This is a genomic window from Mycobacterium hackensackense (genome assembly GCF_025822555.1).
In the GTDB taxonomy this organism is placed as follows: domain Bacteria; phylum Actinomycetota; class Actinomycetes; order Mycobacteriales; family Mycobacteriaceae; genus Mycobacterium; species Mycobacterium fluoranthenivorans.
In genome coordinates, this window is the sequence record NZ_JACKUC010000029.1 from 875,651 (window position 1) to 889,222 (window position 13,572).

Consider the following 13,572-nt stretch of genomic DNA (forward strand, 5'->3'; position numbering starts at 1 on the left):
TATGACGTCCAAGTCCAATGATTCAGCAGCTCCGAGGCGATCCCGGCAGCGAGTCCAAGAACGTGCCGACCGGACCCGTGAACTGGTCATCAACGCAGCCATCGAGTGCATCCGCGAAGAAGGCTTCGCTGCAGCCAGCACCCGACACATCATCGAACGCGCAGGAGTGAGCACCGGGGTCGTTCAATACCACTTCGGCGACCGCGATGGTCTGCTCACCGCGGTCATCGACCACGCTATATCCACGTTGGTCACCTCTGTGAACGATCTAGCCGACAAGGTCGCCGGGATCAAGAACATAGACGACCGAATGACAGCTCTGGCCGACGCTGCGTGGGAGACCTTCCTTAACCCCGCCAGCATGACGGCTATGGAAATCCTCATCGCCACGCGGTCACTGCGATCCACCCTCGACATCGAGCAACTCGTCGACCTACAACCTGGCCTGGAACGAATCGCCGAACTCATCGGAGCACCTTCGCCCCACGCCAGGGCCATCGCCGACCTTCTCTGGGCCGCCCCCGTCGGCCTCATGGTCGGTCAAATGGTCACCACCGTGCCACTACCGACCGAACCCCAACGACAAGCCATGGCGCAGCTGATGGCCGATCACCTACATCGCAGCCGGACCCGACGCCGGATTGAGTGACAAGCTTTGTCATGGAGTTCAACGCCGGCACGGTCGTCGTCACGCGATAGCCAGGCGGGTTTGGTCAGCCACGACCGACGCTACCGCCGCCGCGATTTGTGCCCTAAGCGCACGAATACTGTCGGGCAAAGCTGCCTCTGAGGCCTGCGCCGTGTCGGTGTGGGGCCCTACGGCCTGGACCACTCGACCCAACGTTGGCGGACTCAGCGGACTCGAGCGAAGTCGCAGCAGTTGCCCGACCGATCCGTTCCCGAACTCGCTAGTTTTGCGAATGCTCCCAAAAGCGTTCACAAACCAATGAGAACGGCCCCCGGAGTGATCTCCGAGGGCCGTTCTACCTAGTAGCGGGGACAGGATTCGAACCTGCGACCTCTGGGTTATGAGCCCAGCGAGCTACCGAGCTGCTCCACCCCGCGTTGGTGAATACAACGTTACAGAAGGGGTGCGTGCAGATCCAAATCGAGTGCTCAGAGGCTCTTTTCGGGCAGTTCTGCGGCTGGGTGACGCACCACTTGACCTGTCCGGAACACACCCTCGGGGTCATACCGGTCAGCGAGGACGGCCAGCCAGTACCGGGTGTCCTCGTCGTACACCCGCGCCATCCGCGCAGGATCGGCCGACGGCGCGAAATTCGGCATCAGGCCACCGGTCGACCACGGCGCCAGTGCCCGCCCCAGCGCGCCGGCCTGAGCAGGCACCAGCTGCGCGGTGGGGCCGGCGAGCACACCAATGGTGGTGACCGCGTAGGCGGCGTTTCGGTGGCAGAATGCGCTGCTGTGCTCGGCCTGCCGGGCGAACGCTCCGCCGAGCATCCGCACCTCGACGATGGTCTGCACCGACGCGGACCCCGGCCCGGCCGCGGCGAGCAGAATGTCGACCGCATCGGAGGTGAGCTCGCGCAACAACGTCTGCTCCTCGTGCACCGGCATCGGATCGACCGGATCCGCATGTACCGCTGCGATCGCCGCATAGGGATGGATCTCGACGGTGTCGAGGACCGGCGTTCCGGCGGCCCGAATGGGGTCCAGCAGCGTTGCCGCCTCGGCGAAATCGTCGAGGGCTGCGTAGCGCACCGCAACGGTCAAGCGGCCGGCCAGTGGTTCCGGCACCCCGGGCAGCGGCGGCAGATGCTGCAGCGCGATCGAGGTGTTGACATTTTCGGGCAACGTGGCACACCAGTCGCGCCATGTCCGCAGTACCGAAGCAGCCTCAGCGCCATCGAAATAGACGGCGCCGCCGTAGAATTCGGGAATCGGCAGGAGCTCGATCTCCACCGCGGTGACGATCCCCAGTGTCGCCTTCCCGCCGCGCAGTCCCCAGTACATGTCGGCGTGCTCATCGGGGGTCACATGCAACAACTCCCCCGCCCCGGTCACCACATCGAAGGACCGCACATAGTCGGAGGACACCCCGATACTGCGCGCCAGCGGCCCCACACCACCACCGGTGAGGAATCCCACCACCCCGACACTGGTCGACGATCCGCACAGCGGCGCAAGGCCATACGGCGCAGCGGCATCGATCACCTGCTGCCATCTCACCCCCGCGGACACCCGCGCAATGCGGGCGTCGGCGTCGATGACGCATTCGGACATCGCCGAGGTGAGCACCAGAATGGCGTCCGGCCCGATCGGGATGGCCCCGTGACCGGTCGCCTGCACGGTAACCCGCCTACCGCACCCGGCGGCAAACCGAACCGCCTCGGCCACGTGGTGTGGTTCGGTGGCGAAGACCACCGCCGCCGGCTGCACCTGCGCAGCCACATTCCACGGGGTGCAGCGTTCGTAGCCGGGCTCGCCGGGCAGCGCGACCAGCGCACTGACGTGATCGGGCAGCGTGGACAGAACATCATCGCCGACAGTTTCGGCCAGGGTCATCGGAGTCCTTTCAACCATGCACGTATGACAGGCGAAAAGAATGGACGAACCCACTTGGGATCTTCTTGGAACGCACTCCAAGTACGCGGGCGACGCGTTTGTGCGGTCTCATACGCTCGCACCGGCGAGTGAGGTATGAAACCGCACAAACGCGGCTACATCGAGCTACTTGGCCTAGCCAGTCGGGCCAACCCGCAAGCTACTTGGCCTCGCGATACTTGTTCATCGCGTCGTCGAGCCTCTGCAACGCCGCGCCGTAGTCGGAGAAGTTGCCGGTGTGCTGCGCCTGCTGTACCGCATCCAGCGCGCTGTTGACGTCCTGCAGCGCAGCGGCTTTGGCGGTCGACAGCTGGACGCCACCACCGGGGATGGCCCCCACCGGCACCGGGACCTCGGGCGCCTGGCCTTGCTGCGGCGGCGTGGCCGGGGTCTGCGCCGCAGGCGGCGACGCGGGCGGCTTGGCACCCGGAACGTCGGTCGGCGCCGGCCCGGTGGCCGTAGCCGCCGCGCCGGGACCGAAGATCTCGGTGAGCGCGTCGCCGACGGTCGGGCCGTACCCGACCTTGTCGTTGTACATCATCGCGACCCGGATCAGGCGCGGGTATGACGACGCGGCGTCACTGGCACCCGGCGAGGCATACACCGGGGCCACGTAGAGCAGGCCGCCCTCACTGACCGGCAGGGTCAGAAGATTGCCCCACCGGATCCGGTTCTGGTTGTCCCGGCCGATGACACCGAGGTCCTGACTGACCGCGGTATCGGTACTGATGGCGTTGAACGCCAGCTTCGGACCGTTGACCTGACCCGGGATGGTGAGCACGGTGATCTTGCCGTACGTCTGCGGGTCGGAACTGGCGCTGATATAGGCGGCCAGGAAGTCGCGCCGGAACCGGTTCATAGCACTGGTCAACTGGAACGACGCCGAGTTGTCGTTCTGTGCAATGTCTTTGGCAACGATGTAATACGGCGGCTGGTAACTGCTGGCGGTCGGGTTGGGATCCAGCGGCACGTCCCAGAAATCCGACGTGGAGAAGAACGTCACCGGATCGTTGACGTGGTAGCGGGCCAGCAGTTGGCGCTGCACCTTGAACAGATCCTCGGGGTAGCGCAGGTGCTCCCGCAGCTCCGGAGACATCTCACTCTTGGGCTTCACCGTGTTCGGGAACACCGACATCCACGCCTTGAGCACCGGATCGTTCTCGTCCTGCGCATACAGCGTCACGGTGCCGTCATAGGCGTCGACGGTGGCCTTCACCGAGTTGCGGATATAGGACACCTGCTTGTCCGGAAGCAGCCGGTTGACCGCCACCTCATTGGAGTCGATGGTGGCGCTGGACAGCGAGGTCAGCTCCGAATACGGGTAGTTGTCCAGCGTGGTGTAGCCGTCGACGATCCACACCATCCGCTTGTTGACGATGGCCGGGTACACCCCGTTGTCGGTGGTGAGCCAGGGCGCCACCGCCTCGACACGCTCGGACGGATCCCGGTTGAACAGGATCTTGCTATTGGAGCCGATCACGTTGGAGAACAGGAAGTTCCGCTCGGCGAACTTCGCCGCGAACACACTGCGCGACAGCCAGTTGCCGATCGGGACGCCACCACCACCGGTGTAGGTGTAGTTCTTGGTCTCGGTGTTGGTCTCGTAGTCGTATTCGCGGTCACCGCCGTTGCGGCCGACGATCGCGTAATCGCCGGGCGCGCTGGCGATCACCGGGCCGTAGTAGATCCGCGGCTGATCCAGCGGCGCGGGGCCCGGCGAGACCACGCTGCCATTGGCGCCGACCACGCTGGCCAGGAACTCCGGGTAGCCACCGTTCTGGTTGGGGTCGTTGGCGACACCGCGCACGGTGTTGGCCGGCGAGGCGATGAAACCGTTTCCGTGGGTGTACACGGTGTGCCGGTTGATCCAGTCCCGCTGATTGTCGATCAGCCGTTCCGGGTTGAGTTCGCGTGCGGCGACGACGAAGTCGCGCAGGTTGCCGTCGGGCCCGTTGTAGCGGTCCATGGCCAGCTGCTCGGGGAAGCTGTAGAAGTTCTTGCCCTGCTGGAACTGGGTGAACGCCGGGCTGACGATGGTGGGGTCGAGCAGCCGGATGTTCGACGTCGTCGCGCGGTCGGCCGCCACCTGCTGGGCGGTCGTCGCGGCGTTGCCGCTGTAATCGCGGTAGGTGACGGTCTGATCGGTCAGACCGTAGGCCTGTCTGGTCGCCGTGATACTTCGGCTGATGTATTCGCTTTCCTTCTGCGCCGCATTCGGTTTGACGCTGAACTGCTCGACGATCATCGGCCAGCCCGCGCCGATGATCAGCGAGGACAGCAGCAACAGCACCAGCCCGATGGCGGGAATACGCAGGTCACGCAGCACCAGGGCGGAGAACACGGCGGCCGCGCAGATCAGCGCGATGGCCAGCAGGATCAGCTTGGCCGGCAGCACGGCATTGATATCGGTGTAACCGGCACCGGTGAACGGCTTACCCCCGCGGGTGTTGCTGAGCAGCTCATAGCGGTCCAGCCAGTAGGCCGCGGCCTTGAACAGCACCAGCGTGCCGACCAACGACACCAGTTGGATGCGCGCAGCCCGGCTGAGCACCCCGGCGCGGCCGGACAGCCGGATTCCACCGAACAGGTAGTGCGTCACCAGGTTCGCCAGGAACGCGATGAACACACCAGTCATCAGCAAGTCCAGCAACCACCGGTAGAACGGCAGATCGAAAGCGTAGAAACCGAGATCGCGGCCGAACTGCGGATCGGTGACGCCGAAATCGCCACCGTGCAGGAACATCTGCACGATCGTCCAGGAGTTCCAGGCGAAGACGGCCGCTCCGAGGCCGATGATCACCGGGACGCCGATGCCGAAGAGCCGCAGCCGGCTCATCACCGTGGTGCGGTACCGCGCCACCGGGTCGTTGGGCCCGTTCGAGGGCACGAACACCGGCCGGGTGCGGTAGGCCAGCGTCATCCCGGCGAACACCAACGCACCGATCAAGACGGCGGCCGCCAGGGCCAGCACGATCTCGGTGAACAGCCTCGTGGTGAAGACCGACCGGTAGCCCAGCTCGCCGAACCAGAGCCAGTCGACGTAGGTGTCGATGATCCGGGGTCCCACCAACAGCAGTAGGACGACGGCCAGGGCCACCCCGATGAGGATTCGGCTACGTCGTGTCAGCTTCGGCATTCGCGCCGCGGGCCGCATACCCACTCGTCAACTCCAGTCTGTGGTTCATGCTGATCGGGTGGCCGCCGCCACCGGAAGGGCCGCCACAACTGCAATAACTCTACGCATGGCCTGCCAAGCGCACTCTCAGCAACGCGGCGGTTCGCCACCGGCAGAAATGGTGTGCAAGGCGTCGACGGCCGTGGTGAGCGTATCGACCTTGACCAGGGTCAGCCGGTCGTCGCGCGCCGTCAGCGCCTCGGCGCAGTTCTCCGCCGGCACGAGGAACACGGTCGCCCCGGCCTCCTGCGCGGCCATCATCTTGTGGGTGATACCGCCGATCGACCCGACGACACCGTCGGCACTGATCGTGCCCGTGCCCGCGACGAACTTCCCGTCGTTGAGGTCGCCGGTGGTGAGTTTGTCGATGACAGCGAGGCTGAACATCAACCCGGCCGACGGCCCGCCGATATTGGCGAGGTTGAACTCGATGTCGAAGGGAGCCCAGGGCGCGTCCAGCACGCCGATGCCCAGGAATCCGTGATCGCGGTCGGGATTGGAGCCCAGGGTGACGGTGACGGTGCCGGCGGGCTGATTCTTCCGCCGGTAGTCGATCACCATCTGCTCCCCCGGCTTCGTGCTCTTCACGATCGCCTGGAATGCCTCCATGTTCGGCACCTCGACATTGTTGACCATGTCGATCGCGTCACCGGCCTTCAACTTGCCCGCCGACGGCCCGGGATCGGTCACCGATTCGACCGTCACCGCCTTCGGGTACTTCAGATACGACAGTGCCGCGTACTCGGCGTTGTCCTCCGAAGCCTTGAAGTCGTTGGTGTTGGCCTTGTCGATATCGTCCTTCGACTTGTCCGGCGGATACACCAGCTCGCGCGGCACCAGCTGATCGCGTCCGGACATCCACAACGCCAGCGCCTCACCGAGGGTCAGCCCGTCCCGCTGCGACACCGTGGTCATGTTCAAATGCCCGGAGGTGGGATGCACGATGGAGCCGGCCGTGCTGTCGGTGCTCTTGATGTCGACGACCTGCTTGCCGTCCACTTCACCGAGGGTGTTGAAGGTCGGGCCCGGGCCCAGCGACACATAAGGGACCGTCACCAACGACAGCAGTACGCCGAACGCCACGATCGGCACCAGCGCGACCACCAGCGTCATAATCCGCCTGTTCACGCCGCCCACAGTAGAGCGCGTTCACCCACAGCGTGACCCGCGGCCCCACGGTGATCGCCAGGTATGAGTACCGTTGAAGCCATGGCTGACCTGCCCTTCGGCTTCTCCCACGGGGACGACCCCGACCGTGACAAGCGCAAAGAAAACCCCGGCCAGGGGTCCGGCGCGGACCCGTTCGGACTGGGCGGGGCCGGATTCGACATGGCCGATCTGGGCCAGATCTTCACCAAACTCGGCGAAATGTTCAGCGGCGCAGGCAATGTGACAGGCACCGGCCAACAGGCCGGTCCGGTGAACTACGACCTCGCCCGTCAGCTGGCCTCCAGCTCCATCGGATTCGTCGCCCCGGTGTCGGAGAAGACGAGCTCCGCGATCGCCGACGCCGTACACCTGGCCGAGACATGGCTCGACGGTGTGACGGCGCTGCCCGCCGGCACCACGAAGGCCGTGGCCTGGACGCCGACCGACTGGATCGACAACACCCTGAACACCTGGAAGCGGCTGTGCGATCCGGTCGCCGAACAGATCTCGACGGTGTGGGCGTCGGCGCTGCCCGAGGAAGCCAAGGCCATGGCGGGCCCGCTGCTGGCGATGATGTCGCAGATGGGCGGCATGGCGTTCGGCAGCCAGCTCGGCCAGGCGCTGGGCAAACTGTCCAAAGAGGTCCTGACCTCGACGGATATCGGCCTGCCGCTGGGCCCCAAGGGGGTCGCCGCGCTGCTGCCCGAGGCCGTCGAATCCCTGTCCGAGGGACTGGAACAGCCCCGCAGCGAGGTGCTGACGTTCCTGGCCGCCCGCGAGGCCGCCCATCACCGCCTGTTCAGCCATGTGCCGTGGCTGTCCAGCCAGCTGCTGAGCGCCGTCGAAGCGTTCGCCAAGGGCATGAAGATCGACATGAGCGGGATCGAGGACATGGCCAGCGGGCTCAACCCGGCCATGCTCGCCGACCCGTCGGCCATGGAACAGCTGCTCAGTCAGGGCATGTTCGAGCCCAAGGCCACCCCAGAACAAGTTGCGACGCTGGAACGGCTGGAAACCCTGCTGGCCCTCGTCGAGGGCTGGGTGCAGACGGTGGTGACCGCGGCCCTTGGCGACCGCATCCCCGGCACGGCCGCCCTGTCGGAGACACTGCGTCGCAGGCGCGCGACCGGTGGCCCCGCCGAGCAGACCTTCGCCACCCTGGTCGGACTGGAGTTGCGACCCCGCAAGATGCGCGAGGCGGCGGCGCTGTGGGAGAAGCTGACCGAGGCGGTCGGGCCCGACGCACGCGATGCCGTCTGGCAGCACCCCGATCTGTTGCCCGGGGCCGACGATCTCGATGAGCCGGCCGCGTTCATCGACCGGGCCATCGGCGGCGACACCACCGGCATCGATCAGGCCTTGGCCGAGCTCGAAGACGAAGGGAAACAAGGCCCCGAGGGCCCTGTGAATAACTGACGCGACCGGGCTTCCGGCCGTGGCACAGTCGATACATGAGGCGCTACCTGCTGAATCCGTCGATGCCGGTGCTGCTGCGACCCGATGACACGGTGCAGGTGGGCTGGGATCCGCGCCGGGCGGTGGTGGTGCACCCGCCGGCCGGTCTGACCTCCACCTCGCTGGCCGCCCTGCTGCGCCGAATGCAGACGGCGGCGACCGTGGCCGAGCTGTGCGATTGCGCACGACGGCTCGGGGCGCCCGAGTCCACCGGCCCCACCGTGGTGACCGAACTGCTCGGCGTCCTGGAACAGGCGGGTGTGCTCACCACCGGCCAACGCGCCGGACGGTCGGTGACCATCCGCATCCACGGCCGGGGTCCGCTGTCGGACCTGCTGGCCGGTGCCCTCAAATGCTCGGGAACCCGCGTCACCCAGAGCAGTCAGCCCCACGCCGTCGTGACCACCGACCACGCCGACCTGGTGGTGCTCACCGACGCCCTGGTCGCCGATCCTCGCGTGGTGCGCGATCTGCACGCGGCCGAGGTTCCGCACCTGCCGGTTCGGGTGCGCGACGGGACCGGGTTGGTGGGACCGCTGGTGATTCCCGGTGTGACATCGTGTCTGTCCTGCGCCGACCGGCACCGCCGAGACCGGGACGCGGCCTGGCCCGCGGTCGCCGCCCAACTGCGTCATGCCGTCGGGGCGGCGGACCGCGCCACCCTGATGGGCACCGCGGCACTGGCCCTCAACCAGGTGGACCGGGTGGTCCACGCGCTGCGCTGCGCAGGTGATCCGCTGGGCACCCCGGAACCGCCGATGACCCTGGACACCACCCTGGAATTCGACGTCGGCAGTGGCTCCGTGCTGGCCCGGCGCTGGTCCAGGCATCCGTCCTGCCCATGCTGACCTGTGCGGATGCAGGTTCGGTGCGGGACAGACAGCGTAGTCATGGATGATGGTCAACGTGGCTGATATCAAGCGTGGAAGCGTGGCGCGCAACGCCAAGCTCGCGACCCTGCCCGTCGGCTTCGCCGGCCGGGCGGCACTCGGTTTCGGCAAGCGGCTGACCGGCAAGTCCAAGGACGAGGTCACGGCCGAGTTGATGGACAAGGCGGCCCAACAGCTGTTCACCGTGCTGGGTGAACTCAAGGGCGGGGCGATGAAGGTGGGCCAGGCCTTGTCGGTGATGGAAGCCGCCATCCCCGAGCAGTACGGCAAGCCCTACCGCGAGGCATTGACCAAACTTCAGCGCGAGGCCCCACCGTTGCCGGCCGCCAAGGTGCACCGCGTGCTCGACGCCCAGCTGGGCACGAAATGGCGCGACCGGTTCACGTCCTTCGACGACACTCCGATCGCGTCGGCGAGCATCGGCCAGGTTCACAAAGCGGTGTGGTCCGACGGGCGCGAGGTCGCCGTGAAGATCCAGTACCCGGGTGCCGACGAGGCACTGCGGGCCGACCTGAAAACCATCCAGCGTCTGGTCGGCGTGTTCAAACAGCTCGCGCCGGGCGCCGATATCGAGGGTGTCGTCGACGAGCTGATCGAACGCACCGAGATGGAACTGGACTACCGGCTGGAGGCCGACAACCAGCGCGCCTTCGCCAAGGCCTATGAGAACGACCCGCATTTCGCTGTGCCGCACATTGTGGCCAGTGCACCCAAGGTGGTGATCGCCGAATGGATGGAAGGCATCCCGATGTCGGTGATCATCCGCGAGGGCACCCCCGAGCAGCGTGATCTGATGGGCACCCGGCTGACCGAGCTGACCTTCGGTGCACCGAAGCGCCTGGAGATGATGCACGGCGACGCGCACCCCGGCAATTTCATGCTGCTGCCCGACGGCCGGATGGGCGTCATCGACTTCGGTGCGGTGGCCCCGATGCCCGGCGGATTCCCGTCCGCGCTCGGCCGGACCATCCGGCTGGCACGCGACAAGAATTACGAAGAAGCACTGCCCGCCATGGAGGCTGCCGGTTTCATCCAGAAAGGTCAGCAGGTCTCGGCGGAAGAAGTCGACGATATGTTGCGCCAGTACGTGCAGCCCATCGAGGTCGATGTCTTCCACTATCGCCGGCGCTGGCTGCAGAAGATGGCCGCCGGCCAGATGGACAACTCGGTGGCCCAGATCAAGATGGCCCGTCAGCTCGATCTGCCGCCACAGCTGGCCATCCCGCTTCGGGTGATTGCGTCGACGATCGCCATCTGCTGTCAGCTGGACGCCCACGTGCCCGTGAAAGCGATTGCCACAGAACTGGTTCCGGGGTTCGCCGAGGACGACGCCGCCTGAGGCCAGGCGGCCTAGCTGAGAAGCTAGGCCGCCTGCCCCTCGCGGTTGTCCTTCCGCGGACGCCCACGCGGACGCTTGCGCGCCACGACGGCACCCCGCTCGAGGATCTCGCCGCCCCAGACGCCCCACGGCTCCTGGCGTTCCAGCGCCTCGGCCAGGCACAGGCTGCGGATGGGGCAGTCGGCGCACAGCGCCTTGGCCTGCTCCAGTTGGATCGGGTTCTCGGCGAACCACAGGTCGGGATCCCCCCCATGGCACGGCACCGCGGGCAGTTCGAGTTCCTGGCATGTCATGTCCGACATGTCTCTCCCTATTTCCTGGTCGTTGTATCGGTGTCGGTCTTTGTTGTGGACCGGTGACCAGGTGTTCGGGAGTTCCGAAAAGGTTTCCCAAAAACGATGGCCACGGATCCGGTGACATCGGGTCCGTGGCCTTTTCGGCGTTCTGGGGGCTACCTAGGTGGTGCCCCGCTTGACGGACGTAGATGTCGCGGCGGCGGTGCGGCGCTTGTACTGCGGGTTAACGGCAGTGAGCGCCCAACCAGCTCGATGGGCGGAGGCGACGGCGGGCATGACGGGCATGCCCGGGTGAAAGGCCGCCCCGGAGAGGACAGACATCGCCACCGCATCGGCGTGTACGCCGCTGGTTCCCTGAATGTTCAGCATGATGTCGTTCCCCTCCTTTCGATGAGTCGCACGGAATTTGGTGATCTCGAGGTTAAACGGTACCAGCCCAAACCGACAAGCGATTTTCTGACCTGCAGTTTTGGCAGTATTTATGGGACCTATGACCGATTCTTGACGAGTTCCAGCACATCCGTCCCGTACTGCTCGAGCTTGCGCGCTCCGATACCGGGAATCGATACCAGTGCCGTGTCGTCGGCCGGCCGCATCTCGGCAATGGCGATGAGGGTGTTGTCGGTGAACACCACATAGGCCGGCACGTTGAGCTCCTTGGAGGTGCGCAGCCGCCATTCCTTGAGTTCGGCCAACAGCGCCTCGTCGATATCGGACGGGCAGCCCTCACAACGGCGCAGCGTGATCGCCGTGGCGGATTCGAGCGCCTTGTTGCACACCCGACACCGCGGCGCGGGGCCGCGCGCCTTTCGGGCCCGCCCGGCCGGAGCGTCGACCGGGGACTGCGGGGCCACGCCGTTGAGGAATCGCGAGGGGCGCCTGCCCTGTCGGCCGCCCGCGGCCCGGGCCAGTGCCCAGCTGAGCATCAGATGCACCCGCGCCCTGGTGATTCCGACATAGAGCAGGCGACGCTCCTCCTCCACCGGCTCGCTGTCGGCGCCTTTGGCCAAGGCATGCGAGATGGGCAGCGTGCCATCGGTCAGCCCGACCAGGAACACCGCGTCCCACTCCAGCCCCTTGGCCGCATGCAGCGATGCCAGCGTGACACCCTGCACGACCGGCGGGTGCCGTGATTCGGCACGTTGCCGCAGTTCGACCAGCAGGGTGCGCAGATCCAACGAAGGCCGTTGCGCCACTTCGTCATCCACCAGTTCGGCGAGCGCGGCCAGCGCCTCCCAGCGCTCCCGCGCCTTGGTGCCGGTGGGCGGCTCGGCCGTCAGCCCGAGCGGCTCCAACAACGCGCGCACGACCTGCGGCAGCTCACCGTCGTGTTCGGCCCCCGCGGCGCGCTGGATGGCCAGCAGCGCCTGGCGGACCTCCTGACGGCTGAAGAACCCTTCACCACCGCGCACTTGGAACGGGATACCGGCCTCGGTCAGCGCCTCCTCGTAGACCTCGGACTGCGCATTGATCCGGTACAGCACCGCGATTTCGGATGCCGGCGTGCCGGATTGGACGAGCTTGGCGACTCGTTTGGCCACGGCGGCCGCCTCGGCGGCCTCATCGGAGTACTCCGTGAAGGACGGCTTGGGCCCCGGGTCACGCTGGCCGACCAGGTGCAGCTTGCTGCCGGCCATCCGGCCGCGGGCTGCCGCGATGACCTGATTGGCCAGTGACACCACCTGAGGTGTGGAGCGGTAGTCCCGCTCCAGGCGGACCACGGTGGCCTCCGGAAAGCGCCGGGAGAAGTCGAGCAGGAATCGCGGTGTGGCACCGGTGAACGAGTAGATGGTCTGGTTGGCGTCGCCGACGACGGTCAGATCGTCGCGGTCGCCCAACCACGCGTTGAGCACCCGCTGCTGCAGTGGCGTGACGTCCTGGTACTCGTCGACGACGAAACAGCGGTAGCGGTCCCGGAATTCACTGGCGACGGCGGTGTCGTTCTCGATCGCCGCGGCGGTGTGCAGCAGCAGGTCGTCGAAGTCGAGCAGTGCGGTGCCGTCGCGGTGGGCCTTGAGATGCTCGTAGCCGTCGTACACCTTGGCCACGGTGGCGGCGTCCATCGGAATGTCGCGTCCGGCCTTGGCGACCGCGGTCGCGTAACCCTCCGGCGTGATCAAGGACGCCTTGGCCCATTCGATCTCACCGGCGAGGTCGCGCACATCGTCGGTACTGGCCTGCAGCGCAGCGCGATTGGCGGCCTGAGCCACCACGGCGAACTTACTGTCGAGCAGCTGCCAATCGGTGTTGCCGACCACGCGGGGCCAGAAGTACTGCAGCTGCCGGCGCGCCGCCGCGTGGAAGGTGACCGCCTGCACCGCCGCGGTGCCCACCCCCGACTCGTCGCCGAGGGTTCGGAGTCTGGCCCGCATCTCCCCGGCCGCGCGCGCGGTGAACGTCACCGCGAGCACCTGTCCGGGTGCGACATGACCGGCAGCCACCAGATGCGCGATGCGCCGGGTGATGGTGCGGGTCTTGCCGGTACCGGCGCCGGCGAGCACACACACCGGCCCCCGGGGGGCGAGCACGGCCTCGCGTTGTTCGTCGTCGAGGTCGACGAGGAGGCTGTCGACGGACGGCATGGCGTCCATCATCGCAGGGCGTGGTGACATCCTCGCTCGCCCGTCGCTCCCCCGTCGCTTCGCTCGCCCCAGGACGTCGTCTCGCTCGTCCCAGGACGTCGCTTCGCTGCCGGGCATGCAC

General features: G+C 66.6%; 9 protein-coding genes, 1 tRNA gene and 1 pseudogene. 4 read left to right on the forward strand and 7 right to left on the reverse strand.

All coding sequences use genetic code 11. The features are described 5' to 3' along the window. Position 1 precedes the first annotated feature (1 nt). On the forward strand, positions 2–649 hold the full coding sequence (locus H7J86_RS07260) for a TetR/AcrR family transcriptional regulator (RefSeq protein WP_187098675.1): 648 nt from the start codon (positions 2–4) through the stop codon (positions 647–649). Positions 650–991: 342 nt separating this feature from the next. On the opposite strand, the gene H7J86_RS07265 is transcribed toward H7J86_RS07260, so the two are convergent. From H7J86_RS07265 to H7J86_RS07280, 4 genes are all read right to left on the reverse strand, one after another. Beyond that, a tRNA-Met gene (locus H7J86_RS07265) sits at positions 992–1,065 on the reverse strand. Positions 1,066–1,116: 51 nt separating this feature from the next. After that, a complete protein-coding gene (locus tag H7J86_RS07270) occupies positions 1,117–2,526 on the reverse strand; it encodes an FAD-binding oxidoreductase (RefSeq protein WP_267290182.1) in 1,410 nt (469 codons plus the stop codon). A gap of 199 nt (positions 2,527–2,725) precedes the next feature. Next, positions 2,726–5,725, reverse strand: coding sequence for a UPF0182 family protein (locus tag H7J86_RS07275; protein WP_267290184.1), 3,000 nt, complete (start codon positions 5,723–5,725; stop codon positions 2,726–2,728). Positions 5,726–5,827: 102 nt separating this feature from the next. Continuing rightward, on the reverse strand, positions 5,828–6,868 hold the full coding sequence (locus H7J86_RS07280; protein ID WP_267290186.1) for a YlbL family protein: 1,041 nt from the start codon (positions 6,866–6,868) through the stop codon (positions 5,828–5,830). An 81-nt stretch (positions 6,869–6,949) separates the two neighbouring features. Between H7J86_RS07280 and H7J86_RS07285 the strand changes: the two genes are divergently transcribed. The 3 genes and pseudogenes from H7J86_RS07285 (at position 6,950) to H7J86_RS07295 (ending at position 10,573) form a co-directional block, all read left to right on the forward strand. Next, positions 6,950–8,305 (forward strand): zinc-dependent metalloprotease, encoded by a 1,356-nt coding sequence (locus H7J86_RS07285; RefSeq protein ID WP_187098671.1) that lies wholly within the window; start codon positions 6,950–6,952, stop codon positions 8,303–8,305. A gap of 35 nt (positions 8,306–8,340) precedes the next feature. Beyond that, complete coding sequence (locus H7J86_RS07290; protein ID WP_267290190.1) at positions 8,341–9,192, forward strand: cyclodehydratase; 852 nt, start codon at positions 8,341–8,343, stop codon at positions 9,190–9,192. 42 nt (positions 9,193–9,234) lie between these two features. Next, positions 9,235–10,573, forward strand: a pseudogene (locus H7J86_RS07295) (macrolide-binding ATPase MABP-1). A 23-nt stretch (positions 10,574–10,596) separates the two neighbouring features. Here the strand turns inward: H7J86_RS07295 and H7J86_RS07300 are convergent. From H7J86_RS07300 to H7J86_RS07310, 3 genes are all read right to left on the reverse strand, one after another. Beyond that, a complete protein-coding gene (locus tag H7J86_RS07300; protein ID WP_090355590.1) occupies positions 10,597–10,875 on the reverse strand; it encodes a WhiB family transcriptional regulator in 279 nt (92 codons plus the stop codon). 153 nt (positions 10,876–11,028) lie between these two features. Beyond that, positions 11,029–11,238 carry a hypothetical protein gene (locus H7J86_RS07305; RefSeq protein ID WP_090355593.1) on the reverse strand — a complete coding sequence of 70 codons (210 nt, stop codon included), beginning with the start codon at positions 11,236–11,238 and terminating at the stop codon, positions 11,029–11,031. 119 nt (positions 11,239–11,357) lie between these two features. After that, positions 11,358–13,451, reverse strand: a complete 2,094-nt coding sequence (locus tag H7J86_RS07310; RefSeq protein ID WP_267290622.1) for an ATP-dependent DNA helicase UvrD2 — start codon at positions 13,449–13,451, stop codon at positions 11,358–11,360. Positions 13,452–13,572 lie beyond the last annotated feature (121 nt).

What these genes read in the sequence shown, in the direction of transcription:
- H7J86_RS07300 (WP_090355590.1), bottom strand. Translation starts at nt 10,875, where the DNA reads ATGTCGGACATGACATGCCAGGAACTCGAACTGCCCGCGGTGCCGTGC.
- H7J86_RS07270 (WP_267290182.1), bottom strand. Translation starts at nt 2,526, where the DNA reads ATGACCCTGGCCGAAACTGTCGGCGATGATGTTCTGTCCACGCTGCCC.
- H7J86_RS07285 (WP_187098671.1), top strand. Translation starts at nt 6,950, where the DNA reads ATGGCTGACCTGCCCTTCGGCTTCTCCCACGGGGACGACCCCGACCGT.
- H7J86_RS07290 (WP_267290190.1), top strand. Translation starts at nt 8,341, where the DNA reads ATGAGGCGCTACCTGCTGAATCCGTCGATGCCGGTGCTGCTGCGACCC.
- H7J86_RS07260 (WP_187098675.1), top strand. Translation starts at nt 2, where the DNA reads ATGACGTCCAAGTCCAATGATTCAGCAGCTCCGAGGCGATCCCGGCAG.
- H7J86_RS07305 (WP_090355593.1), bottom strand. Translation starts at nt 11,238, where the DNA reads ATGCTGAACATTCAGGGAACCAGCGGCGTACACGCCGATGCGGTGGCG.
- H7J86_RS07310 (WP_267290622.1), bottom strand. Translation starts at nt 13,451, where the DNA reads ATGCCGTCCGTCGACAGCCTCCTCGTCGACCTCGACGACGAACAACGC.